This window comes from Pseudomonas sp. 22072, assembly GCF_052046095.1.
GTDB classification, from domain to species: Bacteria; Pseudomonadota; Gammaproteobacteria; order Pseudomonadales; family Pseudomonadaceae; genus Aquipseudomonas; species Aquipseudomonas paracarnis.
In genome coordinates this window covers 91,291-113,873 of record NZ_JBQEQE010000003.1, presented here as the reverse complement: position 1 = coordinate 113,873, position 22,583 = coordinate 91,291, and the positions used below count along the sequence as shown (strand labels likewise).

21 protein-coding genes and 1 tRNA gene are annotated in these 22,583 nt (G+C 59.9%); 12 read left to right on the top strand and 10 right to left on the bottom strand.

Annotated features, from left to right (window positions below; genetic code table 11):
• Positions 1 to 74, bottom strand: a tRNA-Met gene (locus ACTJLA_RS04195).
• 278 nt (positions 75 to 352) lie between these two features.
• Between ACTJLA_RS04195 and dinB the strand changes: the two genes are divergently transcribed.
• Positions 353 to 1,411 (top strand): DNA polymerase IV, encoded by a 1,059-nt coding sequence (dinB, locus tag ACTJLA_RS04190; protein ID WP_003193948.1) that lies wholly within the window; start codon positions 353 to 355, stop codon positions 1,409 to 1,411.
• An 87-nt stretch (positions 1,412 to 1,498) separates the two neighbouring features.
• On the opposite strand, the gene ACTJLA_RS04185 is transcribed toward dinB, so the two are convergent.
• The 4 genes from ACTJLA_RS04185 to ACTJLA_RS04170 all read right to left on the bottom strand — a co-directional run bounded on the left by ACTJLA_RS04185 (position 1,499) and on the right by ACTJLA_RS04170 (position 6,237).
• Positions 1,499 to 2,452, bottom strand: coding sequence for a hypothetical protein (locus ACTJLA_RS04185; RefSeq protein ID WP_314545211.1), 954 nt, complete (start codon positions 2,450 to 2,452; stop codon positions 1,499 to 1,501).
• A 20-nt stretch (positions 2,453 to 2,472) separates the two neighbouring features.
• Entirely contained in the window at positions 2,473 to 4,188 is a 1,716-nt protein-coding gene (locus ACTJLA_RS04180) for a proline--tRNA ligase (protein WP_034128629.1), read from the bottom strand.
• 158 nt (positions 4,189 to 4,346) lie between these two features.
• Positions 4,347 to 5,879: an AmpG family muropeptide MFS transporter gene (locus ACTJLA_RS04175; protein ID WP_034128628.1), complete on the bottom strand. Its 1,533-nt coding sequence runs from the start codon at positions 5,877 to 5,879 to the stop codon at positions 4,347 to 4,349.
• A 43-nt stretch (positions 5,880 to 5,922) separates the two neighbouring features.
• Complete coding sequence (locus ACTJLA_RS04170; RefSeq protein WP_054897670.1) at positions 5,923 to 6,237, bottom strand: MGMT family protein; 315 nt, start codon at positions 6,235 to 6,237, stop codon at positions 5,923 to 5,925.
• A gap of 194 nt (positions 6,238 to 6,431) precedes the next feature.
• On the opposite strand from ACTJLA_RS04170, the gene ACTJLA_RS04165 reads away from it, so the two are divergent.
• The 5 genes from ACTJLA_RS04165 to groL all read left to right on the top strand — a co-directional run bounded on the left by ACTJLA_RS04165 (position 6,432) and on the right by groL (position 11,055).
• Positions 6,432 to 7,439, top strand: coding sequence for a DUF481 domain-containing protein (locus ACTJLA_RS04165; protein ID WP_034128627.1), 1,008 nt, complete (start codon positions 6,432 to 6,434; stop codon positions 7,437 to 7,439).
• A gap of 102 nt (positions 7,440 to 7,541) precedes the next feature.
• Positions 7,542 to 8,273, top strand: a complete 732-nt coding sequence (locus ACTJLA_RS04160; protein WP_313042835.1) for a HugZ family pyridoxamine 5'-phosphate oxidase — start codon at positions 7,542 to 7,544, stop codon at positions 8,271 to 8,273.
• A 66-nt stretch (positions 8,274 to 8,339) separates the two neighbouring features.
• Complete coding sequence (locus ACTJLA_RS04155; RefSeq protein WP_034128625.1) at positions 8,340 to 8,816, top strand: FxsA family protein; 477 nt, start codon at positions 8,340 to 8,342, stop codon at positions 8,814 to 8,816.
• 245 nt (positions 8,817 to 9,061) lie between these two features.
• On the top strand, positions 9,062 to 9,358 hold the full coding sequence (locus tag ACTJLA_RS04150) for a co-chaperone GroES (protein WP_017846112.1): 297 nt from the start codon (positions 9,062 to 9,064) through the stop codon (positions 9,356 to 9,358).
• A 50-nt stretch (positions 9,359 to 9,408) separates the two neighbouring features.
• The gene (gene groL / locus ACTJLA_RS04145) at positions 9,409 to 11,055 is read left to right on the top strand and encodes a chaperonin GroEL (protein WP_034128624.1); all 1,647 of its coding nucleotides are present in this window, start codon (positions 9,409 to 9,411) and stop codon (positions 11,053 to 11,055) included.
• A 174-nt stretch (positions 11,056 to 11,229) separates the two neighbouring features.
• On the opposite strand, the gene ACTJLA_RS04140 is transcribed toward groL, so the two are convergent.
• Together ACTJLA_RS04140 and ACTJLA_RS04135 are read right to left on the bottom strand one after the other, a co-directional pair.
• Positions 11,230 to 11,943 carry a phosphatase PAP2 family protein gene (locus ACTJLA_RS04140; protein WP_034128623.1) on the bottom strand — a complete coding sequence of 238 codons (714 nt, stop codon included), beginning with the start codon at positions 11,941 to 11,943 and terminating at the stop codon, positions 11,230 to 11,232.
• A gap of 50 nt (positions 11,944 to 11,993) precedes the next feature.
• Positions 11,994 to 13,943: an LTA synthase family protein gene (locus ACTJLA_RS04135; RefSeq protein ID WP_057975084.1), complete on the bottom strand. Its 1,950-nt coding sequence runs from the start codon at positions 13,941 to 13,943 to the stop codon at positions 11,994 to 11,996.
• A 201-nt stretch (positions 13,944 to 14,144) separates the two neighbouring features.
• On the opposite strand from ACTJLA_RS04135, the gene colR reads away from it, so the two are divergent.
• The 5 genes from colR (at position 14,145) to ACTJLA_RS04110 (ending at position 17,915) form a co-directional block, all read left to right on the top strand.
• The gene (gene colR / locus ACTJLA_RS04130; protein WP_003208587.1) at positions 14,145 to 14,828 is read left to right on the top strand and encodes a two-component system response regulator ColR; all 684 of its coding nucleotides are present in this window, start codon (positions 14,145 to 14,147) and stop codon (positions 14,826 to 14,828) included.
• Positions 14,818 to 16,098: a sensor histidine kinase gene (locus ACTJLA_RS04125; protein ID WP_034128621.1), complete on the top strand. Its 1,281-nt coding sequence runs from the start codon at positions 14,818 to 14,820 to the stop codon at positions 16,096 to 16,098. Before colR ends, ACTJLA_RS04125 begins: the two co-directional genes overlap by 11 nt.
• 188 nt (positions 16,099 to 16,286) lie before the next feature.
• Positions 16,287 to 16,967 carry a class I SAM-dependent methyltransferase gene (locus ACTJLA_RS04120; protein ID WP_034128620.1) on the top strand — a complete coding sequence of 227 codons (681 nt, stop codon included), beginning with the start codon at positions 16,287 to 16,289 and terminating at the stop codon, positions 16,965 to 16,967.
• 4 nt (positions 16,968 to 16,971) lie between these two features.
• A complete protein-coding gene (locus tag ACTJLA_RS04115) occupies positions 16,972 to 17,691 on the top strand; it encodes a lipopolysaccharide kinase InaA family protein (RefSeq protein ID WP_019817333.1) in 720 nt (239 codons plus the stop codon).
• Positions 17,688 to 17,915: a hypothetical protein gene (locus ACTJLA_RS04110; RefSeq protein WP_003193932.1), complete on the top strand. Its 228-nt coding sequence runs from the start codon at positions 17,688 to 17,690 to the stop codon at positions 17,913 to 17,915. The genes ACTJLA_RS04115 and ACTJLA_RS04110 overlap by 4 nt, the downstream gene beginning before the upstream one ends.
• A 279-nt stretch (positions 17,916 to 18,194) precedes the next feature.
• Here the strand turns inward: ACTJLA_RS04110 and ACTJLA_RS04105 are convergent, their stop codons facing one another.
• From ACTJLA_RS04105 to ACTJLA_RS04095, 3 genes are read right to left on the bottom strand one after another with little or no spacing between them, the layout of a single operon-like run.
• Positions 18,195 to 19,292: a DUF1513 domain-containing protein gene (locus ACTJLA_RS04105; RefSeq protein WP_034128709.1), complete on the bottom strand. Its 1,098-nt coding sequence runs from the start codon at positions 19,290 to 19,292 to the stop codon at positions 18,195 to 18,197.
• Between the two features lie 2 nt (positions 19,293 to 19,294).
• Complete coding sequence (locus tag ACTJLA_RS04100) at positions 19,295 to 20,359, bottom strand: imelysin family protein (protein WP_440840662.1); 1,065 nt, start codon at positions 20,357 to 20,359, stop codon at positions 19,295 to 19,297.
• A 31-nt stretch (positions 20,360 to 20,390) separates the two neighbouring features.
• Entirely contained in the window at positions 20,391 to 21,830 is a 1,440-nt protein-coding gene (locus tag ACTJLA_RS04095) for a di-heme oxidoreductase family protein (RefSeq protein ID WP_440840660.1), read from the bottom strand.
• A gap of 140 nt (positions 21,831 to 21,970) precedes the next feature.
• Between ACTJLA_RS04095 and ACTJLA_RS04090 the strand changes: the two genes are divergently transcribed.
• Positions 21,971 to 22,534: an NAD(P)H nitroreductase gene (locus ACTJLA_RS04090; RefSeq protein WP_313042827.1), complete on the top strand. Its 564-nt coding sequence runs from the start codon at positions 21,971 to 21,973 to the stop codon at positions 22,532 to 22,534.
• The last annotated feature ends 49 nt before the right edge of the window (positions 22,535 to 22,583 follow it).

The following is a 22,583-nucleotide window of genomic DNA, read 5'->3' as shown; positions in this document are numbered from 1 at the left end:
TTGCGGGAGCCGGATTTGAACCGACGACCTTCGGGTTATGAGCCCGACGAGCTACCAGACTGCTCCATCCCGCGTCTGTGTGTCGGCATTCTACAGAGGAACGCGAGTGTGTCAACCTGTGAATCGAAGAAAAGCGCTTTTGCTTCAATCGGTTAGCGCTTGATGAGGGGCTTCTTGAGGGCTTGAAGCCAGGCAGGGCAAGGCTTTCAGCTCTATTGGGATGCTCGATTCGATTGAGAAAATATATTCATCTACGAAATTTCCTACCGCTCAGACAGAAGATTCAAACTACTGGTGCTATATACAGGGGTGAGTGCGATACTGGCCACCCGTTGGTTAACACCCCGTTTATATGACGCAGCGCAAAATCATCCACGTCGACTGTGATTGCTTCTACGCCGCCATCGAGATGCGCGACGACCCGAGCCTGGCGCAAAAGCCCTTGGCTGTCGGTGGCTCGGCAGATCGGCGCGGCGTGATCGCCACCTGCAATTATGAGGCGCGGGCGTATGGGGTGCGTTCGGCGATGTCGTCACGTCACGCCCTGAAGCTGTGCCCGGACTTGACCATCGTCAAGCCGCGCATGGATGCCTATAAAGAAGCATCGAAAGAAATCCAGCTTATCTTCCGCGACTACACCGACTTGATTGAGCCGTTGTCGCTGGATGAGGCTTACCTTGATGTGTCTGACAGCCCGCATTTTGGCGGCAGCGCCACGCGTATTGCCCAGGACATTCGGCGCCGGGTCTCCAACCAGTTGCATATCACTGTGTCTGCCGGCGTGGCGCCCAACAAGTTTTTGGCCAAGATCGCCAGCGACTGGAAAAAGCCCAACGGCCTGTTTGTGATCACGCCGGATCAGGTTGAAGACTTTGTCTCGCAGTTGCGTGTCAGCAAGCTGCATGGCGTGGGCAAGGTCACCGCTGACAAGCTGGCGCGCCTGGGCATCGAAGACTGCCTGCAATTGCGCGACTGGAACAAACTGGCGCTGGTGCGCGAATTCGGCAGTTTTGGCGAGCGCCTCTGGAGCCTGGCCCGTGGGATTGATGATCGTGTAGTGCAAAACGACAGCCGGCGGCAATCCATCAGTGTAGAAAATACCTTCGACGTGGACTTGCCCGATCTTTCAAGTTGCCTGGCGAAACTGCCGGAGTTGATGGAGACCCTGGCCGGGCGCATGGCGCGTATCGACAGTAGCTACCGGGCGGGCAAGCCGTTCGTGAAAGTGAAGTTTCATGACTTTACCCAGACGACGCTGGAGCAGGCGGGGGCAGGGCGGGATCTGGAGAGTTATGAACAGTTGATGACCCAGGCGTTCAATCGCGGGGGCAAGCCGGTGCGGTTGTTGGGGATAGGCGTACGGTTGCTGGACCTGAGCGGCGGCAACGAACAGCTCGAGTTTTCCTGGTAAAAACCCGAAACAAATGTGGGAGCTGGCTTGNACCGCTATCGCAGGCAAGCCAGCACCCACAGTTTGATCTTCACAGGTATTGAGCGATCAGCGTGCGCCGGGATCCGCCACCAAACGCCCCCCGTCCTTGGTCAACGCCTGCACAAACTCCTGCTGCAACTCCGGATCATTGCGCGTCAGTTCGATCAGGCTTTGTTCCAGCTCGCTGGCTTCTTCTTCCAGGCCCAGCTCCGACAGGCGTTTGACCCGGTGTACCCACTGGTTCACTTCGTCATCTTCCAGGTCGTCATAGATCAGGGCATGGGCTTCGAGCAGCTTGCTGCGCAGCGTGTTGCTGACCGCCAGGGTCGAGTCGGTATGCACGTCGTCCTGGCCATCCGCCACAGTGATTTTCAGCGTGGTGACGCGGTTCAGGTCCTGCTCGGCAAAGGGGCTGTCCAACAGGTTAAGGCGCAGGATGCCGTTACGGTCGGTGGTCAGCTCATGGGTCTGCTTGCCGGCAGTGACTTGCACCGGGCGCTCGCTCCAGGGCAGGCTCGAATACTCCAGGCGCTTGTCACGCTGGACTTCATCGATAGCCGCCAGGTTCTGTTGTGCACGGCCGTGGGATTGCACGTTCATGAACGGGTTGATGCCGTCCACGCCGTAGCTCAACCAGTCATGGGTCACACTCGTGGGCAGGTTGCCGAGGGCGAAGATATTCGCCACGTTGGCACCCACGCCCGCCACCAGCGCCACGGCACCCAAGGGCATCTCGTAGAGTTTGCGCCAGGGCTGGTAGGGCGTGTAGCGGTCATAACGACGGGTGACTTCGAATTCGGTGACCTCGAAGATCTTCTGCTCATGAATGCGAACCCGGCGTTGCGGCAGTTCCAGCACTGTGGGTTCGCCTACATCGATCTGCAGGCTGTGGTCGAGCAACTTACGCTCGACCCGCTCCTCGTGCTCACTGCGTTGCGACATCTGATTGGCGCAGCCGCTGACCAGCAGGGCGCCGCACAAGGCGGCGCCCCCCAGGGCTCTGGTGTTTCGCTTGAACATGACTTCTCTTGATCTGGTTTTCAGCGACGAATACGCGCCTGGAGGAAAGACAGCACGTCCGCCACCGGCAACGGTTGGGCTTCGGCTTCGGTCCGGCTCTTGTATTCCAGATTGCCATCCGCCAGGCCGCGGTCACTGACCACGATCCGGTGCGGGATGCCAATCAGTTCCATGTCGGCGAACTTGATGCCCGGGCTGGTTTTCTTGTCCCGATCATCGAGCAGCACTTCAAAACCGGCAGCGGTGAGTTCCGCATACAGTTTGTCGGTGGCTTCGCGTACTTGCTCGGTTTCATAGCGCAATGGCACCAGGGCTACCTGGAACGGCGCCAGCGCGTCACTCCAGATGATGCCTTTCTCGTCGTTGTTCTGCTCGATGGCAGCGGCAACCACGCGGGATACGCCAATGCCGTAGCAGCCCATGTCCAGGGTGATCGGCTTGCCGTTCTCACCCAGTACTTCGCACTTCATCGCCTTGCTGTACTTGTTGCCCAGCTGGAAGATGTGCCCGACTTCGATGCCGCGCTTGATCTCCAGGGTGCCCTTGCCATCCGGGCTCGGGTCGCCGGCCACGACGTTGCGCAGGTCGGCCACGGTCGGAACCGGCAGGTCACGCTCCCAGTTCACGCCGAAGTAGTGCTTGTCGTCGATGTTCGCGCCGATACCGAAGTCGCTCATCAGCTCGACCGAACGGTCGATGATGATCGGCAGCGGCAGGTTCAGCGGGCCCAGGGAGCCGGCACCAGCGCCAATGGCGTCGCGCAGTTCGGCATCGGTGGCCATGACCAGCGGGCTGGCCACGCCAGGTTGCTGGGCAGCCTTGATTTCGTTGAGCTCGTGGTCGCCACGGATCACCAGGGCGATCAGCTTGCCTTCTTCTTCGGCGCGCACGATCAGGGTCTTGATAGTCTTTTCAATCGGCAGATTGAATTTCTCCACCAGGGCCGCGATGGTCTTGGTGTCTGGCGTGTCGACCAGGCGCAGTTCCTCGGTGGGAGCAGGGCGCGAGGTTTCACGTGGTATGGCTTCGGCCTTCTCGATGTTCGCCGCGTAGTCGGAACCGTTGCTGAACACGATATCGTCTTCGCCGGACTCGGCCAGCACGTGGAATTCGTGGGAGCCGGCACCGCCGATGGAGCCGTTGTCCGCTTCAACCGGGCGGAACTTCAGGCCCAGGCGCGTGAACACGTTGCAGTAGGCCTGGTGCATGCGGTCGTAGGTCGCTTGCAGGGAAGCCTGGTCGGCGTGGAACGAATAGGCGTCCTTCATGATGAACTCGCGGCCACGCATCAGGCCGAAGCGTGGGCGGATCTCGTCACGAAACTTGGTCTGGATCTGATACAGGTTGAGCGGCAACTGCTTATAGCTGCTCAGCTCGTTGCGCATCAGGTCGGTGATGACTTCTTCGTGGGTCGGGCCGGCGCAGAAATCGCGGCCATGACGGTCTTTAAAGCGCAGCAACTCAGGGCCGTACTCTTCCCAGCGCCCGGATTCCTGCCACAACTCAGCCGGTTGGGTGCTCGGCATCAACACTTCCAGAGAGCCGGCCGCGTTCATTTCTTCACGAACGATGGCTTCGACCTTGCGCATCACCTTCAAGCCCATGGGCAACCAGGTGTACAGGCCCGAGGCCAGTTTGCGGATCATACCGGCGCGCAGCATCAGCTGATGGCTGATCACAACCGCGTCGGAAGGCGTTTCTTTCTGTGTGGCGAGCAAATATTGACTGGTACGCATGGTAGGCCGTTGTCGGTTGCTTGGACTTGAAATGACTTGGGATTGTACGGGCGCTTGTCGCCGGAGTACAGGCGTGAGGTAGCTGGGTGTATCTGTCGTAACCGTCGCTTGTGTGGGAGCTGGCTTGNCAAGCCAGCTCCCACATTGACCGAGTCGTATCAGTCTTCCGGCGGGGGATTCAGTCGGGCGCGGCGGTTCTCCTGGAACCAGTGCAGCGCAATCAGGAGCAGCGTCGGCACACCCAGCAGGCAGGTGATCATAAAGAAGTTGTGATAACCGAACTTCTCCACCATCACCCCTGAATAGCCGCCGATCAAACGCGGCAGCAACAGCATGATCGAACTGAGCAGCGCATATTGGGTGGCGGAGAACTTGAGGTTGGTGAGGCTCGACAGGTACGCCACGAACGCCGAAGTGGCCATGCCCGAACTGAAGTTGTCCAGGGAGATGGTGACGATCAACATCTGCAGGTCGGGGCCCATGTCGGCGAGCATCACGAACAGCAGGTTGGTACCGGCCGAGGCCACGCCGCCGATGAACAGGATCGGCAGTATCCCGAACCGCACGATCAACAGGCCGCCCATGCCGGCGCCGAGCAGGGTCATGATCAGGCCGAAGATCTTGCTCACCCCGGCGATCTGGTCCTTGGTGAATCCCTGGTCGATATAGAACACGTTGGCCATGACGCCCATCACCGTGTCGGACATGCGATAGGTGGCAATCAGCCCGAGCAGCAGCAGCGCCTGCCAACGGTAACGCAGGATAAAGTCGTTGACCGGCGTGAGCACGGGGGCCAGGCCCCGGCGGCCCATGGCTGAAAGGCACAGGGTAGTGAGGATGATATAGAGGATGGCGCGCAGGAACGCGCGGTCTTCCATCAGCAGTTCCCACAAACTCACGCCCTGGAACAGCACGCTGGCGAAGTCGGTGTTGTACAACTGGGTGAACATCGCCGGCACCGAGACCAACAGCACGATCAGTACAAACACCGACACCAACTGGTGCATGAAACTGTAGCGTCCGGCCTGCAACTGGGTGCGCAGTGGCACATCAGGTTCACGCATGAGGAAGGTGGTGAGCAGCGCCGGCACCATCAACACGCCGAACAACACATAGGTGCCGGTCCAGGCCGAGTGTTTATAGTTGAAGCCAGTGGAGCCAAAGCCTTCGGCAAAGAACAGCGCACCGGCCGTGGCCAGCAGGGCAGCGATGCGATAACCGGACATGTAGCTTGCCGCCAGGGCGGCCTGACGGCTGTCGTCGGCGATTTCCAGGCGGTAGGCATCCACGGCAATGTCTTGCGTGGCCGACGCGAAGGCGACGACCACCGCAATGGCGATCAACCAGGACAGGTGTTTTTGCGGGTCACAAAAGCCCATGCCGATCAATCCGAGGATCACCAGCGATTGGGCCAGCACCAGCCAGGAGCGACGACGCCCCAGTTTGCCAAGCAACGGCAGGCGCCATTGGTCGAGCAGCGGCGACCAGACCCATTTGAAGGCGTAGGCCAGGCCGATCAGGCTCGCATAGCCAATGGTCTCGCGGGCCACACCGGCTTCACGCAGCCACACCGAAAGCGTCGAAAACACCAACATGTAAGGCATGCCGGCGGCGAAACCGAGCAACAACAGCACTAACGTCGAAGGGCTGGCATAGGCGGCGAGCGCGGCGCGCCAGGTTTTACGGGGCATGGGCTGGAGTCTGCCTCAGATTTGCGGAAACAAAGCGCGCACTCTAACCGCTGTGCTCTACCGGGCGCCAGCCATGACGCTGAATATCAACACGATTGTTCAGGATGGTGACGCCTTCGCTACGTAAACGCGCACGTTGTTCGTCACCCGAGGCACTGCCCACCGGCAAACTTATCCGACCACCGGCAGCCAGCACCCGATGCCAGGGCAACCGCGTGTCTTGCGGCAACTGGCTCAGGGTGCGCCCGACCCAGCGGGCAGCCCGCCCCAAACCGGCCAGGTGGGCCAGCTCGCCGTAACTCACCACGCAGCCTTCGGGCACCTGCGACAACGTCAGGTAGAGTGCGGTGCGGCGCATCTCGGCGGGGCTTTGTGGCGTATCGGCGGGTAGGATCACTGTGGGTATATCCGTTGAGATCGTCGTTGTTTTGTCAGAAACGTCTGTAAACATGACGATGAGTATTGAACTCAATATAAATCCTTGAGTCAGTTCTAGCCATGTAACACTATAACGCCCCTTATTTTCGCCAACCCCGAGTCCCGTACTTGCTTATGTTGTCCAGAACCCTGTTGTGCCTTGCTGTTTTCAGTGCTTCCACGCCCTTGCTCGCCGATACCGTCTGGTTGAAAAACGGTGACCGGCTCACCGGCAAGATCAAAGTCTTCGACGGTGGCAAGTTGCTGATCCAAACCGACTACGCAGGCTCCATTCCGGTGGACTGGAAACAGGTCAAAACCCTGGAAAGTGACCAGGAGCTGCTGGTCAAGCAGGACGCCTACAGCGGTGAAAAGGCCAAATCCTTGCAGGCATCGGATGATGGCAAGGTGGTGCTGGCCAATGGCGAGGCGCCCAAGACGGTGGAACTGGCAAGTATCCAACAGATCATGAAGCCCAAGCCCGTGATCGAAGACCTGGTGTGGAAGGGTAACGTCGACCTGGCGCTGGACTACAAGCGCGCGGACAAAGACACCAACGACTACGACATCGACTTCAAGACCTCGGCCCGTCACGGCCAGTGGCGTCATACGGGCAAGGGCGAATACAACCGCGAGTTCCAGGACGACGTCACCACCACCGATAACTGGGCCCTGGAATACGACCTGGACCGCTTCATTACCGAGCACTGGTTCTGGCAGGGGCGCCTGACCTACAAGCGCGACAAGGTCGAAGACCTGGCGCGCCAGCGCACCGTGGGTACCGGCCCGGGCTACCAGTTCTGGGATGATGAGTTGGGCGCGTTCTCCCTCGGTTCGCTGGTCAACCGCACCGATTACGAATATGCCGACGGCGGCAAGGACAACTTTTACTCTCTGGCCATGAAGTGGAACTACAACCGCTACCTGGTGGGCAAGACCGTGGAGTTCTTCACCAACGGCGAATTGGGCAAGCCTCTGGACGGTCCGGCCGATTACTCCCTGGATGCCGAGATGGGCCTGCGCTACAAAGTCACCGAATGGGCGTCCCTCAACCTCAAGGCCGAGCGTGACGTCATCAGCGGCGACTCCGACAGCAGCTTGAGCAAGACCCGCTACACCGCAGGCTTCGGCGTGGCCTGGTAAACCGGCGTCGGCCACTCTGGCAACCTGCGCAGATATTGATTACCTTGTGTTGAGATCCATTCCCATATGCCATGGGCCGCGGAACACCCGAGGAGTCATCTATTGAGCACGCAGGTTGCCAAGAACGCCCGAGAGCTGTTGCTCAAGGAATACCGTGGGGCGCTCGCCACACAGTCCAAAGCCATGCCCGGCTTTCCCTTTGGCTCGGTGGTGCCCTACTGCCTGGACGAGCAGGGCCGCCCGCTGATCCTGATCAGCCGCATTGCCCAGCACACCCATAACCTGCAAAAAGATCCCAAGTGTTCGCTGTTGGTGGGTGAGCGTGAGGCCGATGATGTGCAAGCCGTGGGGCGCCTGACCTACCTGGCCGAAGCCGAGAAGCTTGAAGACCCGGCCGCCATCGAAGCTGCGGCCGAGCGCTACTACCGCTACTTCCCTGATTCGGCCAACTACCACAAGGCCCACGATTTCGATTTCTGGGTGCTCAAGCCGGTGCGCCACCGTTATATCGGTGGGTTTGGCGCGATCCATTGGGTCGACCAGTTGACCTTGGCCAACCCGTTTGCGGGCAAGGCCGAGCGCAGCATGATCGAGCACATGAACAGTGATCACACCAAGGCCATCGCCCATTACGTCGACCTCGGCGGTTTGCCGACCAGCGAGCCAGCACAGCTGGCCGGCATCGACAGCGAAGGCATGCACTTGCGTATCGGCCAATCCCTGCACTGGTTGCCTTTCGTGACGCCTTGCAACACACCGACACAAGTACGCGAAGCCCTGGTTTCATTGGCTCACGCCGAGGTATGGCCGAAAAAAACCACGGTTGACGCTTGAATTTACACAACGGCGACGTCATCTAAGGTGGACTGGCAAGGCATTCTTGCGTTGAGGAACCATTTGATGCGCCCTTTTTTATTGCTCTTTCTGCTGTTCCCGGTGCTGGAGCTGTTCGTATTCGTTAAAGTCAGCGGTGCGATCGGGTTTTTCCCGGCGCTGTTGCTGATCATCGTAGGCTCCATGCTCGGCGTCCTGGTGCTGCGTGTCGCCGGCCTGGCGACCGCGTTGCGTGCCCGTGAAAGCCTGAACCGCGGCGAACTGCCGGCCCAGACCATGCTTGAGGGCCTGATGATGGCCCTGGCCGGTGGCTTGCTGATCCTGCCGGGCTTTATCAGCGACGTGCTTGGCCTGGTGCTGTTGCTGCCATTCACCCGCAAGCTGCTGGCCGGCAAAATGCGCCAGCGTGCTGAAGAGGCCGCCATGCGCCAGCGTGCGTTCGCCGACGACCTGCAACCCCGTGGCGGTCCGGCTCCGCGCCAACCCCTGGGGCGTGAAGGTGATGTGATCGAAGGCGAATTCGAACACCGCGACAACAAATAACCGCTTCACCGGCACGGCACCTTCGGGTGCCGTGTTGCATTTACCCTTGAGCCGACACAAAAAATTTCATCCCCGGCCCCTTGTAATAAGCCTGGGCGCCCTTATGTAACGGTCACCGCAAGGTTTCTGGTGGTGACACTAGACAGACTTCCGCGTCTCGCCCAGCGAGCCGCGACCGGCACCGCCGGAATTTAACCCGCCGGATTGAACCGGCCGATGAAAAACACAATTAGGAGAGATCGACAATGAGCAAGCTTCGTCCTCTGCACGACCGCGTCGTCATCCGTCGCAGCGAAGAAGAAAAGAAAACCGCTGGCGGGATCGTTCTGCCAGGTTCGGCTGCTGAAAAAGCCAACCACGGTGTGATCGTCGCTGCTGGCCCAGGCAAGACCCTGGAAAACGGTGAAGTACGTGCGCTGGCCGTGAAAGTGGGTGACAAGGTTGTTTTCGGCCCTTACTCCGGCAGCAACACTGTGAAAGTCGACGGCGAAGACCTGCTGGTAATGGCTGAGAACGAAATTCTCGCTGTACTGGAAGGCTGATTTCCCCGCTCATTTTCCCGTTACTACAAAGTATTTAAGGAATATCGATCATGGCTGCTAAAGAAGTTAAATTCGGCGACTCCGCCCGCAAGAAAATGCTCACTGGCGTCAACGTACTGGCTGACGCAGTAAAAGCGACCCTGGGCCCGAAAGGCCGTAACGTGATCATCGAGAAGAGCTTCGGCGCTCCGACCATCACCAAGGACGGCGTTTCCGTAGCCAAAGAGATCGAACTGGAAGACCGTTTCGAAAACATGGGCGCGCAGCTGGTCAAAGACGTTGCCTCCCGTGCCAACGATGACGCAGGTGACGGTACTACCACCGCAACCGTACTGGCTCAGTCGATCGTCAACGAAGGCCTGAAGGCCGTTGCTGCCGGCATGAACCCGATGGACCTCAAGCGCGGCATCGACAAGGCGACCATCGCCATCGTCAAAGAGCTGAAGAACCTGTCCAAGCCATGCGCCGACACCAAGGCCATCGCTCAGGTAGGCACCATCTCTGCCAACTCCGACAGCTCCATCGGCGACATCATTGCCGAAGCCATGGAAAAAGTCGGTAAAGAAGGCGTGATCACCGTTGAAGAAGGCTCGGGCCTGGAAAACGAACTGTCGGTTGTAGAAGGCATGCAGTTCGACCGTGGCTACCTGTCCCCGTACTTCGTCAACAAGCCGGACACCATGGTTGCCGAACTGGACAGCCCGCTGATCCTGCTGGTCGACAAAAAGATCTCCAACATCCGCGAAATGCTGCCAGTGCTGGAAGCCGTTGCCAAAGCCGGCCGCCCACTGCTGATCGTGGCTGAAGACGTTGAAGGCGAAGCCCTGGCGACTCTGGTTGTGAACAACATGCGTGGCATCGTCAAGGTTGCAGCCGTCAAGGCTCCAGGCTTCGGCGACCGTCGCAAGGCCATGCTGCAGGACATCGCCGTTCTGACCGGCGGTACCGTTATCTCCGAAGAGATCGGCCTGAGCCTGGAAAGCGCCACCCTGGAAAACCTGGGTAGTGCCAAGCGCGTGACCCTGTCCAAGGAAAACACCATCATCGTTGACGGTGCTGGCGTTGAAGGCGACATCGAGTCCCGTATCGCTCAGATCCGTGCCCAGGTTGCCGAGACTTCCTCGGACTACGACCGTGAAAAACTGCAAGAGCGCCTGGCCAAGCTGTCTGGCGGTGTTGCAGTGATCAAGGTTGGCGCTGGCTCCGAAGTTGAAATGAAAGAGAAGAAGGCCCGCGTTGAAGACGCCCTGCACGCAACCCGTGCAGCCGTTGAAGAAGGCGTGGTACCTGGCGGTGGCGTTGCGCTGATCCGTGCTCTGGAAGCCCTGACTGACCTGACCGGCGACAACGCTGACCAGAACGTCGGTATCGCTGTACTGCGCCGTGCCGTTGAAGCACCGCTGCGCCAGATCGCTGCCAACTCCGGCGACGAGCCAAGCGTTGTGGTCAACGAAGTCAAGAACGGCAAAGGTAACTACGGTTACAACGCTGCGACTGGCGTGTACGGCGACATGATCGAAATGGGCATCCTGGATCCAACCAAGGTGACTCGTTCCGCGCTGCAAGCAGCATCCTCCATCGGCGGTCTGATCCTGACCACCGAAGCTGCGATCGCTGAAGCACCGAAGAAAGAAGGCTCTGCTGGCGGCGGTATGCCAGACATGGGCGGCATGGGTGGCATGGGCGGCATGATGTAAGCCAGCCTACCCGGCGCTTTAAAAAGCCCCGCCTGCAGTGATGCAGGCGGGGTTTTTTTATGCACGGCTTGCCTTCCTCTGTAGGAGCGAGCTTGCTCGCGAAAAACGTCAACGTTAAAGCGTGCTTGCTGAGTAAACGCGGCGCCTGTGCGTTTTTCGCGAGCAAGCTCGCTCCTACAGGAGAATGCGATTAGGCCGGTACAGCAACAAGCAATACAGCCCGAGGCAGATCAGCCAGCAAAAGATCGCTGTCCACACATTGTGGGAAAAGAAATGCGCCCCTTGCAGCATACGGCTGACTGAAAACACGCTGCCCAGGCTGACGGCAAAGATGAACGCATATCGGGCCAGCCGCGGCCGTCGATCCCGCAAGGCAAAGAACCAGGCGAACAAGGCGAACCCGGTGGCGGCATGTCCGCCGGGCCAGCAACGGCCGGGTTTATCGGTAGGTGGGCGCGGGCTGAGCAGTTCGCTGTAGGTTTCCTGGCCGCCGAACTCCTTGAGGCTCCAGGGGCATTGCACGGCGGTGATGGTTTTCAATGGCGACACGAACGCCGTCGCCATTCCCAGCGACAGCACCAGGCACACCAGTTCACGGCGGTACGGCTTGAGTCGCTGCAGGATGAAGCTGCCGACCAGGCCGAGAATCGCCAGCACCGAAAACAGGATCACCAGTTGCTTGGCACGGTCATGCAGGATGTCTTCAAGGAAGAAGCTATAGCGGCCAATGAAGCCGCCAGCCTCTGCGCTGTAGAAAAGCCTGGCCAGGTCCATGTCCAGTGACGTCAGCTCCAGCAACAGCAAGGCCACTGCAGCGCTGGCAGGCAGGCCCAGGCACAGCCAAAAATCAAGCGGTTTGGAAACCGGTAAAGAGGAGGGGGATTTCATCTCGAACCTTGGTAAAAAAGCCCCGCGCTCACCTGCGCGGGGCTTTTTGATTAGCGTTTGCTTAAGACTGGTGCCTCTTCCTTGGGCGCTTTCCAGCTCAGCAGTTGCTGTTTGTAGTCGTAACTGGCGGCCTGGTAGTAGGTGATCGCCCGTTGAATCAAGGGGTCATCGCTACCGACGCGCAGCTCCTGGCTCTCGCCCAGGGCCTGGTCGTGGCGACGCAAGCCTTGGCGCGGGCTGAGGATTGCCAGGTCCTTGCCATCAAACAGACCCAGGTGCTGGTAATTGCCCACCACCACCCGTGGAGGTAATGGGTTGTCTTGCAGCAGGTTGCGGCCAAAGAATGTCGATTCGTAGCTCAGGTTGAGCAGGCCCAACAAGGTTGGCGCCAGGTCGATCTGGCTGGACAGTTGGGCGGATTCCCGTGCGTCGATCAGCTTGGGCGCGTAGATAAACAGCGGGATCTGGTAGTTGGTGATAGGCAAGTCTTCCTTGCCCGCGCTGCCGGCGGTGTGGTCGGCAACGAACACGAAGATCGTGTTATCGAACCACGGCTTCTGGCGCGCTGCCTCAAGGAACTGGCCGATGGCGTAGTCGGTATATTTCACCGCGCCGTCGCGACCCTTGCCGGATTTGATGTCGATGCGCCCGTCCGGGTAGGTATAAGGACGGTGGTTGGAGGTGGTCATCAGTTGCAGCAGGAACGGCTGTTGCTTGGCGTAGTCGGCGTCGGCCAGTTTCAAGGTCTGTTTGAACAGGTCTTCGTCGGCCATGCCCCAGGCGTTTTTGAACGAGATCTCCGACTCTGGCACGCTGCTCTGGTCCACTACCCGATAGCCGTTGCCGCTGAAGAACGCGTTCATATTGTCGAAGTAACCGCGCCCGCCATAGACAAACACGCTGTCATAACCGATGGCCGAGAGCTGTTGCCCCAGGCTGGCGAACCCGCTTTCGCGGCCGATGCGCTTGACGATCGAACGCCCCGGCGTCGGCGGGACTGCCAGGGTAATGGCTTCCAGGCCGCGGTCGGTGCGTGTACCGGTGGCGTAGAAGTTATTGAAGTACAGGCTCTGTTGGCGCAACGCATCCAGATTAGGCGTGAGGTTGCGCGTATCGCCATTACTGCCCATGTACTTGGCGCTGAAGCTCTCGATGGTCACCAGTACGATGTTGGGCTTGCGCAGTGTGCCGGGGTTGGTGATGGCACGGCGAATATCCAGCGGGTCCTGGTCGATAAAGCGGGCGTTGGGTTCACTCAGTTCGGCGCGCAACTGCTTGGCGACGACGTCGGTCGGCAGGCTTTTGTAAAACTGGGTGTAGTCCAGTTCGTTGTTACGGAACGCGGCAAAGAACTGATAGGGGCCATTGCTGGCCAATTCGTTGTTGTACGCGTTGCCGCCTTGGGTGCGCGGGCTGTCCTGGCTGACCAGTTGCAGGCTGAGGCCGGCGAGCACCAGCAGGCCCAGGGCGTTGATCACACGGCCACGCAGTGGAGGCAATGGCGCTGCCATCGCGGCATTGAAGGGTTTGCGCAGAGCCACGCTCAGAATCAGCGCCAGCATTGCCAGTAGGCTCAGCAGCTTGCCGATCGGATAAGACTCCAGCAGGTTGTTCAGTACCTCATCGGAGTACACCAGGTAATCGACGGCGATAAAGTTGAAGCGCACGCCAAACTCATCCCAGAACAACCATTCGGCTACCGAGGTGAACAGCATGGCGAACAGGCTGACGGTCAGCACCGCTTGCAGGAACCAGCGATGGCCACGGCGGCGCCATAGGGCGGGTGGGCAGAGCAGCAGATACAGGCCAAGCGGCAAGGCTGCATAGGCCAGGAAACCCAAGTCGTAGAGCAAACCCACGCCAAACACGGACAACAGGTTGCCGCTGACCTCATTGAGGTGGGTAATGAGCAGCACGCTGCGGGTGAGCAGGAAAACCAGTAACCAGGCACCGGTAATCAACAGCAAATAGCGCATTGGCGCTGTTTTGAAAAAACCCATGTCCAAGTTCCTTATATCAATGGGGGGCGATCTTCGTCCTGACACTGTAGTTAGTTTGTGAAGCTATAGTGAAAAACTTGTTTGGCTCTAAAAACAGTTGAAAAGCTTTATCGGCGGGGCTCTGCGCTCTATCCCTGAGCCCCGCTTGGCCTTAAGCTGCGCGAGCCAACACGGCCGTTACCGCGTACGGAGACACTGCCCATGCGAATTCTATTGGTTGAAGACAACCGCGATATCCTCGCCAACCTGGCCGACTACCTGGGGCTCAAAGGCTACACAGTGGACTGTGCGCAGGACGGTTTGTCGGGCCTGCACCTCGCGGCCACCGAGCATTACGACCTGATCGTGCTCGACATCATGTTGCCCGGCATCGATGGCTACACCCTGTGCAAACGCCTGCGCGAAGACGCGCGCCGCGACACGCCGGTGATCATGCTTACCGCTCGCGATCAACTGGACGACCGGCTGCAGGGCTTCAAGTCTGGCGCCGATGACTACCTGCTCAAACCCTTCGCCTTGTCGGAACTGGCTGCGCGTATCGAAGCGGTGTTGCGCCGTGCCCAGGGTGGCGGGCGTCGTGCCCTGCAAGTGGGTGACCTGAACTACGACCTCGATACGCTGGAAGTCACCCGCGAAGGGCGCTTGCTCAAGCTCAACCCCGTGGGCCTGAAACTGCTCGCCGTGCTGATGCAAAAAAGCCCGCACGTTCTGCGCCGGGAAATTCTCGAAGAAGCCCTGTGGGGCGACGACTGCCCGGACAGCGACAGCCTGCGCAGCCACGTTCATCAATTGCGCCAAGTGATCGACAAGCCCTTCGCCAAACCGCTACTGCAAACGGTGCACGGTGTGGGTTATCGCCTGGCCGAGGGTCGTGATGGAGTTTAAGCAAAGCCTTGCCCAACGCATCATCATCGCCTTCGCCTTGATGAGTGCGTTGGTGGCGGGGGCCTTCGCCATCGGCATCATCGCGACGGTGCACCTGGTGGAGGAGAAGTTGATCTCGGCTGGCCTGGGCGGTGACCTGCAGCGCCTGTTGCTGATGGACAGCGTTGAAGACTGGAGCCACCGGCCAGAGCCGGACCAGTTGTTCTATTTCAGCGGCGGGCGTGGCGATTTTGAACTGCCCAAGGATCTGCGCCATCTGGACCCGGGGTTCCATGAGGTGTTTCGCGAGGCGCTGTCGTACCACGCCATGGTCGAAGTGGTCGACGGCCGGCGTTATGTATTGCTGCAAGACCAGAGCGATTTCGAAGAGCGTGAGCGCGTGCTGTTTGCGGTGGTGCTGGTGGGGTTCGTACTCAGCTTGGCGCTGGCGGCGTTCCTCGGCTGGGTGCTGGCCCGCAAGGTGATGGCGCCGGTGGTGCGCCTGGCCCGCCAGGTCCGTCATCGTGACCAACTGTTGGGCCTGGCACCGCCCCTGGCGCCGGATTACGCCGCCGATGAAGTGGGCGAACTGGCGGTAGCGTTCGACGCCACCCTGGGGCGTTTACGCCAGGCGCTGTCACGTGAGCAATTGTTTACCAGCGATGTGAGCCATGAGTTGCGCACGCCCTTGATGGTCCTGGCCAGCTCCTGCGAACTGTTGCGCGAAAACCCGGCCATCGATCAGCGCGGTCGCAATCAGGTAGAACGAATTGCCCGTGCCTGTGAAGAAATGCGCGAGCTGGTGCAAACCTTCCTGATGCTGGCCCGCGCCAAACACGACGACGCTGCCAGTTCGCCCCAAGGCAACCTCACCCAGGTGGCCGAAGACCTGCTCGGTATCTGGCGCGAGCCCATCGAGAAAAAAGGCCTGACGTTGATCTACCTGCCAGGCAACCCCCTGGACACCTGCTACAACACCACCTTCTTGCATGCGGTGATGGGCAACCTGCTGCGCAACGCACTGCATTACACCGAGCAAGGGTTTATCCGCCTGACCCTGGAGCCCAGTGGTTTCACGGTGGAGGACTCCGGTGTCGGCATCCCCGAAGAGAAGCGCGAAGCGATGTTCGAGCCGTTCGTGCGCGGTAGCGAGAAGCGTGGCGAGGGCCTTGGCCTCGGCCTGTCACTGGTGCAGCGGATCTGCGAAAGCCAGGGTTGGAGCGTGAGCCTGAGCACCATGGAGCCTAATGGCTGCCGTTTTCATGTGGAACTCAACCCAGTCAAAACCTGACCCTTCAGTCTGTCGTTTTGCTGATGCAGACTGCGTGCTTTTCGGCGAAGATGGCCCGGTGCTACTGAATGTTTCTGTAAAGTCTTGAAATGTATGCAATTGGACAGGACAAGATTTTCACAACGAGTTGACCTGTTGATCACAGTTCGCTGCTTAAGGTCGTAGGCATCAGTTACTGGAGACGTAAGATGCCTTCCCCGATCAAGCTGGAATTTTCTGACAAGTACGACGATCAACACGCGCAGAAATATTTGCTCAAGCATCAGGACAATCTGGCGCGCCGGTTGTCCCACAAGCGCGACGAGCAGTTGGCGCGCGGTGCGCTGGCCATGGCCGGCGAGCCGGGGCTGGTGTTGGACCTGCCGTGTGGCGCTGGACGTTTCTGGCCGTTACTGGCCGAAAAACCCAACCGTGTGATTATCGGAGCTGACAATTCGGCGTCGATGTTGAAGATCGCCACCGCAGCCCAACCGGCAGAGGTGGTGAAACGGGTACGCCCTTTGCAGACCTCTGCCTTTGATATCGATTTGCCAGATAACTCCGTCGACAGTATTTTTTGCATGCGCTTGATGCACCACATCGGTGAGCCAGAGCACAGGCTGACAATACTTCGCGAGTTTCAACGTGTTACCCGCGACAGCGTGATTATTTCGCTGTGGGTAGACGGCAATTTCAAGGCCTGGAAGCGCAAGCGCAGCGAAGTGCGTCGTCGCAGAAAAGGTGAGCAAGAAGGTTACCAAAACCGGTTTGTGTTACCGGCTGCTACTGTCGAGGCAGAATTCGAGCAGGCCGGTTTCCGTGTTCAGGAATCCCTGGACTTCATACCGCTCTACGCCATGTGGCGAGTGTATGTATTGCGCAAGAGGTAACAGGATGGCAGTTGAGTGCGTAGTAGGCAGTCATGTAGCTCCCGAAGAACGATTTGATTTTTTCTGGCGTCAACAGGGTGAGTGGGTTGAAGAACCCAACCGCCGACGTGGTGGTGAAAGTGGCGTGCAACGGGTCATAAGCCCTAATGGCCGTTTGCTCTATTGCAAGCGCCAGACCGGCCACATTTACCGCAGCTGGCTGCACCCCTTTGGGCGTCCGACCGTGCTGCGTGAACGCGATGCCCTCAAAGGCCTGCGTTTGCTGGATGTGCGTGTGCCGGAACTGGTGTTTTGCGAAGCACGTCGCGACCCGGAGCACCAATGGAAAGCCCTGTTGGTCACCGCGTCTCTGGACGGTTTCGACGAGATTGAAAACTGGTACGCCGCCGGTGGCCGCGAACAGTATGGCGAGGCGGTCCACGAGCGCCTGCTGCAAGAGTTGGCCGGCACCTTGGCCCGTATGCACAAAGGCCGCTGGCAACACGGTTGCCTGTATATCAAGCACATTTTCGTGCGGGTGACCGGTGAGCCTGATGCGGCGACTGTGGAAGTGGCCCTGCTGGACTTTGAGAAATGCCGCCAGCGCCTGACCGCTTATCGGGCCGCGTCCCACGACATGCTGCAATTGCGTCGCCATTCGTCGTGGAATGATACCGACTGGAAAAAACTCAGCTACTTTTACGAGACGGCGTTTGGCAGCGCTATCAAGGGTTTAACCAGATGAAGCTAGAAATAGCACGAGGTTTGTTTCTGGTCGGGGCATTGGGTGTTGCAGCCCTGGCCCTGGCGGTATGGGAACAACCTCGTACACAAGTGTTGAGTGCGGTAGACGGTGGCGGGCAATGCCTGCTGCCACGCATTGCCAAGACGAGTGTGGCGGCCAAGCCCGACCATGAACTGTTGTTATTCATGTTCGGCATGTCTCAAGCGATGAGGCCGCAAAGTTGAAACGATTCAAACCCCCGAGAAGGGCCTTGCGATGCGAGGCCCTTTTTTTACGCCTGATGCTTTAACTGTAGGAGCGAGCTTGCTCGCGAAAAAACCTGAGCACAGCGCGTATTCACGATGGACGCGGTCATGATCGTCATGATCGTTCCCACGCTCTGCGTGGGAATGCCTCTTGAGACGCTCTGCGTCTCGTCCGTTAGCGCCAGTGACGCAGAGCGTCACGGGTTGCATTCCCACGCAGAGCGTGGGAACGATCAGCCATTTTGATGTCGTCGGTCTTTAGACCAAGTGCAGGTGGTTATCCCAGAACCCCGCCGGTAACTCCAGTGGTGTTGCCAGTAACTTTTCCTGGCGGCAGTCATAGAAGCGGCAACGCCCCTGGCCGGATGTCACCACAAACCCATCCGCCACCGCACCCACCCCCGCACAGTCAGGCAAGGGCCCATCCAGGCGCAGTTCGGCGGTGTCCATGTCCCAGATAAAAAAGCGATTGCCACGAGGTGCCGTCAACGCCACCAGGCGCAGTTCGCTGTGCACCGCCACGCTGGCGGTGTAATGCCCCATCGCCTGCAACTGTTCGTCAGCCACCGGGAACGCCACGAACGGCTGCCCCGGTCGCTTGATCGCCAGCAACTCGGAACGCTCCTGGGACGGGCCCATGAACTGTTGCCCGGTGAGGATGGTGCCATCGCTGGCGATGCCCATGTGCCGCACGCTGTTCATCTGCTGGGCCAGGGTTTCCTTGCTGATCAGGCTGCCGTCACGGCGCATCAGTACCAGGCTCGGCTCCATGGCGTTGAGGTTCATTTCTACCCGACTTTCGGCTTCGGTGCGAATGCCACCGTTGGCCACGATCAGCGTCTCGCCGTCGGGCATCCACGAGACTTGATGCGGGCCGATGCCGTGAGTGGATATCTCGCCGCTGTGCACCAGCCGCTCACCTTCGAACTTATACACACCCAACAGGCCGCGGCCAGGGTCGGAGGTGTCGTTCTCGGTGGCGTACAGCCAGTCACCGCTCTTGTGGATCACCGCATGGCCATAGAAATGGCGGTTGGCGTTCGAGGTGATGGTTTGCAGCAGCCTGCCATCGCGCAGGTCGATCAGGTAGCTCTCGGTGCCTGGGCGACGGGCGACGAACAACGCAATCGGCAACGTCGGGTGGTTAATGATGTCATGGCAGCGCTGGCTGACCTGAGTGGCAAATACCGGCTTGCCGTCCAGGCGATAGCCGACAGCGTAGTGCTTGCCGTCGGCATCATCGCGGGCCGACAGCAGCAGCGGGCCTTTGTCTTTGTGCTTGAACAGCGTCCAGCCACCCAAGGTGATAGCGCTGAGCAGCACGCTGCCCACCGCCAAAGCCTGTCGCCTGAGCATCATCAGTCACCGTCGTTGGCGTTAAAGCCCAGTTGGACGCCCAGCGCCTTGGCCAGTTCACCTTCATGCAGGCGGTGGACTACGTTGAGGCTGTCGTAGATGTCGTTGAGTTGCTGGCGCCCGGCGTCGTCGTTCAACAGTTCGTTGAGGGTGCGCTGGTTGCTGGCGAACAGTTTCAGCGACGCTGCGTAGGCGGCGTCGATTTTCTCGGCCAGTGGCTTCTGGTCCGCCGGCAGTAGGCCACGCAGGCCTTTGTTATCGACGCCTACCCACACGGTCTGAGCCGCGGCGAGGCTGGCTTCCAGGCTCTGCAGGGACGACTGGCTGCGCCAGGCATCGGCCTGGAACGGTTGCGGGATGCCCTTGGTCTGGCGGCCCATTGGGGTGCCGAGTTTTTTCTTCAGGGTGTCCAGGGCGGTCACTTGCACGCGCAGCAGATCGGCGATGGCTTCGTGGGAATCAGCGTAGCGCTGGTTCGGAAACTTGGTCATTTGCGCGAGCATGCCGTCGGTGCTGTTCCAACTGGCCAGGATCTCTTCGGCCAGGACTTTCTGGCGCTCGCCGATGGCCATCAGCAACGGGCAATAACGTGCTTTCTGGGCTTCGTCGGCGACGTCGGGCTTGGCGTCGTAGAGGATGTATTCGTAGGCCGACAGGCCCTGCACCACCACGCTGGATTTCGCCAGGGCCGCGGCGTCGATCTGCGGTTGGGCGCTGACCAATTGCTCGACCTGACGGCCGACCAGGTTCTTCTTGTCTGGCCAGAACTGCACCTGCCACGCCCGGTTGCCTTCGGCCAGCGGGCCGATCAGCAGCGGTTGCAGCTCGGCCCAGGCTTTTTGCGCGTGTAGGAAGTCGGCGCGGGCGGTGCCCAGGCTTTCCTTGCCTTGGCAGTAGGCCAGGGCGCTGACGGCCAGTTGACGGTCGGCCTCAACCCAGCGGCTATAGGTTGGCAGGATCACTTGTTTGGCGATGGCTGCCGAGGTCACTGCTTGCGGGTCTTGGGGCGAGCAAGCGCCCAAGGCCAGGGCGGCGAGGCTGGTGAACAACAACTTGGGACGAAACATGTCGAGCTCCCTTCTGTAAGTGGGGCAAAGCTTATAAAGAATTCAGGAACGCCAGCAACGCGGCACGCTGCTCGGCATTGAACGACAACACATGTTGCTGCGCCGCTTGAGCTTCACCGCCATGCCACAGCACGGCTTCAAGCAGGTTGCGGGCGCGGCCGTCATGCAGGAACTGGGTGTGGCCACTCACGGTTTGCGTCAGGCCGATACCCCACAGCGGCGGGGTGCGCCAGTCGCGGCCGGTGGCTTTGAATTCGCTACGGTTGTCGGCCAGGCCTTCGCCCATATCGTGCAGCAGCAGGTCGCTGTAAGGGCGGATCAACTGGTTGGCCAGTTCAGGTTCGGCGGCATCGGCGGCGGTGGTGAAGCTGGGCTTGTGACAGCCCTGGCAACCGGCCTGGTAGAACAGGTTCTTGCCGGCCAGCACTTGCGGCGTATCAACATCCCGACGTGCGGGCACCGCGAGGTTGCGGGTGTAGAACAGCACCAAGCGCAGGATGTTATCGCTGACTTCCGGTTCACCCTGCGGGCCATTGCCGTTGGGCGCCTGCTTGCAGGCCACTTGGGCGTCGGTGCAGTCATCAAAGGGTCTCAGGGACGTGGTGAGGCCCATATCACCAGAAAACGCGTGAACGTTTTGTTGATTGAGGTTGGGCTGCCCGGCTTTCCAGCCAAAACGCCCGAGGACAGTTTTGGCCTGAGCGTCATCCCAGACCCAATTGGCGCGGCCCAGGATGGCCTCTTTGTCGGCGGTCTTGGGGTCGGTGTTGCGCAGGATATCGGCATCGCTGATCGCTTCGAGCAGGCCCAGGCCGATCATCGGCGGGGCGATACGCGCCGAGAAGCGTGTGTCGGGGTGCATCGGGCCGTAGCCGAGTTGGGTGATCTGCAGGTCGGGCTTGCGCAATTCAACCACCGTACCGTCCTTGAATCTGGCGTTGACCGGTGTGTAGTCGACCCGCACCTTGCCTTCCGGCGCAACGCCAGGTACGGCCATGTCCTGGAGTTGCCCGCCGTAGACCGGCTCGGGTACCACGCCGATCTGTTCGATGAGCTTGGCGTAGGCTGGCTGCTCTGTAATAGAGGGGTGGATGGACAGGCGCACCAGCATCGACACGGCATTGGGCGCGTCGGGCAGTGGCGGGTGGCCACGGCCATCCTTGATATGACAGTTCTGGCAGGCGTTGGTATTGAACAGCGGGCCCAGGCCATCGCGCGCCGTGGTGGTGGACGGCGCAATCACCCACGGGTTGCGAAAGAAACTGTTGCCGACGCTGAAGTCCAGGCGCCGCGTCGGCGCCAGGTTGGCCGAGGGCAAGGAAAAGGCGTTCTGGTCGCGCTTGTTTACCGTCGCCGCGCCACCGGCCCGCGATTCACCCGGCTCTGCTTTCGTGAAGCGAGGGGAGTCATCGCAAGCAGTCAGGCTTAAAGCCATCAACGCTGCAGGCAGGTACAAAAGCGCACGGAACATCGAGATTCCTGGACGAGGGCAGAAAATTAAGGCGCAAAGTCTAACAGGGCAGGGCAGATTGAATAAGAGCAATTATCGTTTGGTGGCATCCCGATTCTTTCCCGCTAGAATGGCTGCACATTTTTTTATGGAGGTGGCCAATGCAGGCTCTCGACGCTTTGCTCAACCGTGTTTCCGTGCCCCGTTTGCTCGACCCGGCACCGACCCAGGAGCAGCGCGACCTGCTGTTCGCCGCCGCCATGCGCGCGCCCGATCACGGTCAACTGCGCCCGTGGCGTTTCCTCACCGTCGAAGGCTGCGCCCGTGAACAGATGGGCACGCTGTTGGCCGAAGCCGCTCGTCTACAAGACGCCGACGCGCCGCAAGCCGCCATCGACAAGGCCCAGAACGGCCCGCTGCGTGCGCCGCTGGTGGTGGTGGTGATTGCGCGTTTGCAAGAGCATTTCAAAGTGCCCAAGTCCGAGCAATTGCTGGCCGCCGCCTGTGCGGCCCACGGCATTCTGCTGGCGGCGTATGCCCAGGGTATTGGTGCGGTGTGGCGTACCGGCGAATTGTCCTACTCAGCCCATGTCGCTAAAGGCCTGGGGTTGGCGGCGAATGAAGAAGTGATTGGCTTTCTCTACCTGGGCACGCCGCAGAACCCACCGCGTACGGCGCCGAAGGAAGACCTGACGCCGTTCGTCCAGGCCTGGCCCGGCCGGTAATTCACCACCATTCTGCTCTATCTCTGTAGGAGCGAGCTTGCTCGCGAAG

Coding starts and splice junctions, on each gene's coding strand:
- ACTJLA_RS04105 (WP_034128709.1), bottom strand. CDS start 19,292: ATGCTCAGGCGACAGGCTTTGGCGGTGGGCAGCGTGCTGCTCAGCGCT.
- ACTJLA_RS04140 (WP_034128623.1), bottom strand. CDS start 11,943: ATGAAATCCCCCTCCTCTTTACCGGTTTCCAAACCGCTTGATTTTTGG.
- dinB (WP_003193948.1), top strand. CDS start 353: ATGACGCAGCGCAAAATCATCCACGTCGACTGTGATTGCTTCTACGCC.
- ACTJLA_RS04125 (WP_034128621.1), top strand. CDS start 14,818: ATGGAGTTTAAGCAAAGCCTTGCCCAACGCATCATCATCGCCTTCGCC.
- groL (WP_034128624.1), top strand. CDS start 9,409: ATGGCTGCTAAAGAAGTTAAATTCGGCGACTCCGCCCGCAAGAAAATG.
- ACTJLA_RS04115 (WP_019817333.1), top strand. CDS start 16,972: ATGGCAGTTGAGTGCGTAGTAGGCAGTCATGTAGCTCCCGAAGAACGA.
- ACTJLA_RS04165 (WP_034128627.1), top strand. CDS start 6,432: ATGTTGTCCAGAACCCTGTTGTGCCTTGCTGTTTTCAGTGCTTCCACG.
- ACTJLA_RS04175 (WP_034128628.1), bottom strand. CDS start 5,879: ATGCCCCGTAAAACCTGGCGCGCCGCGCTCGCCGCCTATGCCAGCCCT.
- ACTJLA_RS04185 (WP_314545211.1), bottom strand. CDS start 2,452: ATGTTCAAGCGAAACACCAGAGCCCTGGGGGGCGCCGCCTTGTGCGGC.
- ACTJLA_RS04170 (WP_054897670.1), bottom strand. CDS start 6,237: ATGCGCCGCACCGCACTCTACCTGACGTTGTCGCAGGTGCCCGAAGGC.
- ACTJLA_RS04100 (WP_440840662.1), bottom strand. CDS start 20,359: ATGTTTCGTCCCAAGTTGTTGTTCACCAGCCTCGCCGCCCTGGCCTTG.
- ACTJLA_RS04135 (WP_057975084.1), bottom strand. CDS start 13,943: ATGGGTTTTTTCAAAACAGCGCCAATGCGCTATTTGCTGTTGATTACC.
- ACTJLA_RS04095 (WP_440840660.1), bottom strand. CDS start 21,830: ATGTTCCGTGCGCTTTTGTACCTGCCTGCAGCGTTGATGGCTTTAAGC.
- ACTJLA_RS04110 (WP_003193932.1), top strand. CDS start 17,688: ATGAAGCTAGAAATAGCACGAGGTTTGTTTCTGGTCGGGGCATTGGGT.
- colR (WP_003208587.1), top strand. CDS start 14,145: ATGCGAATTCTATTGGTTGAAGACAACCGCGATATCCTCGCCAACCTG.
- ACTJLA_RS04180 (WP_034128629.1), bottom strand. CDS start 4,188: ATGCGTACCAGTCAATATTTGCTCGCCACACAGAAAGAAACGCCTTCC.
- ACTJLA_RS04150 (WP_017846112.1), top strand. CDS start 9,062: ATGAGCAAGCTTCGTCCTCTGCACGACCGCGTCGTCATCCGTCGCAGC.
- ACTJLA_RS04090 (WP_313042827.1), top strand. CDS start 21,971: ATGCAGGCTCTCGACGCTTTGCTCAACCGTGTTTCCGTGCCCCGTTTG.
- ACTJLA_RS04120 (WP_034128620.1), top strand. CDS start 16,287: ATGCCTTCCCCGATCAAGCTGGAATTTTCTGACAAGTACGACGATCAA.
- ACTJLA_RS04155 (WP_034128625.1), top strand. CDS start 8,340: ATGCGCCCTTTTTTATTGCTCTTTCTGCTGTTCCCGGTGCTGGAGCTG.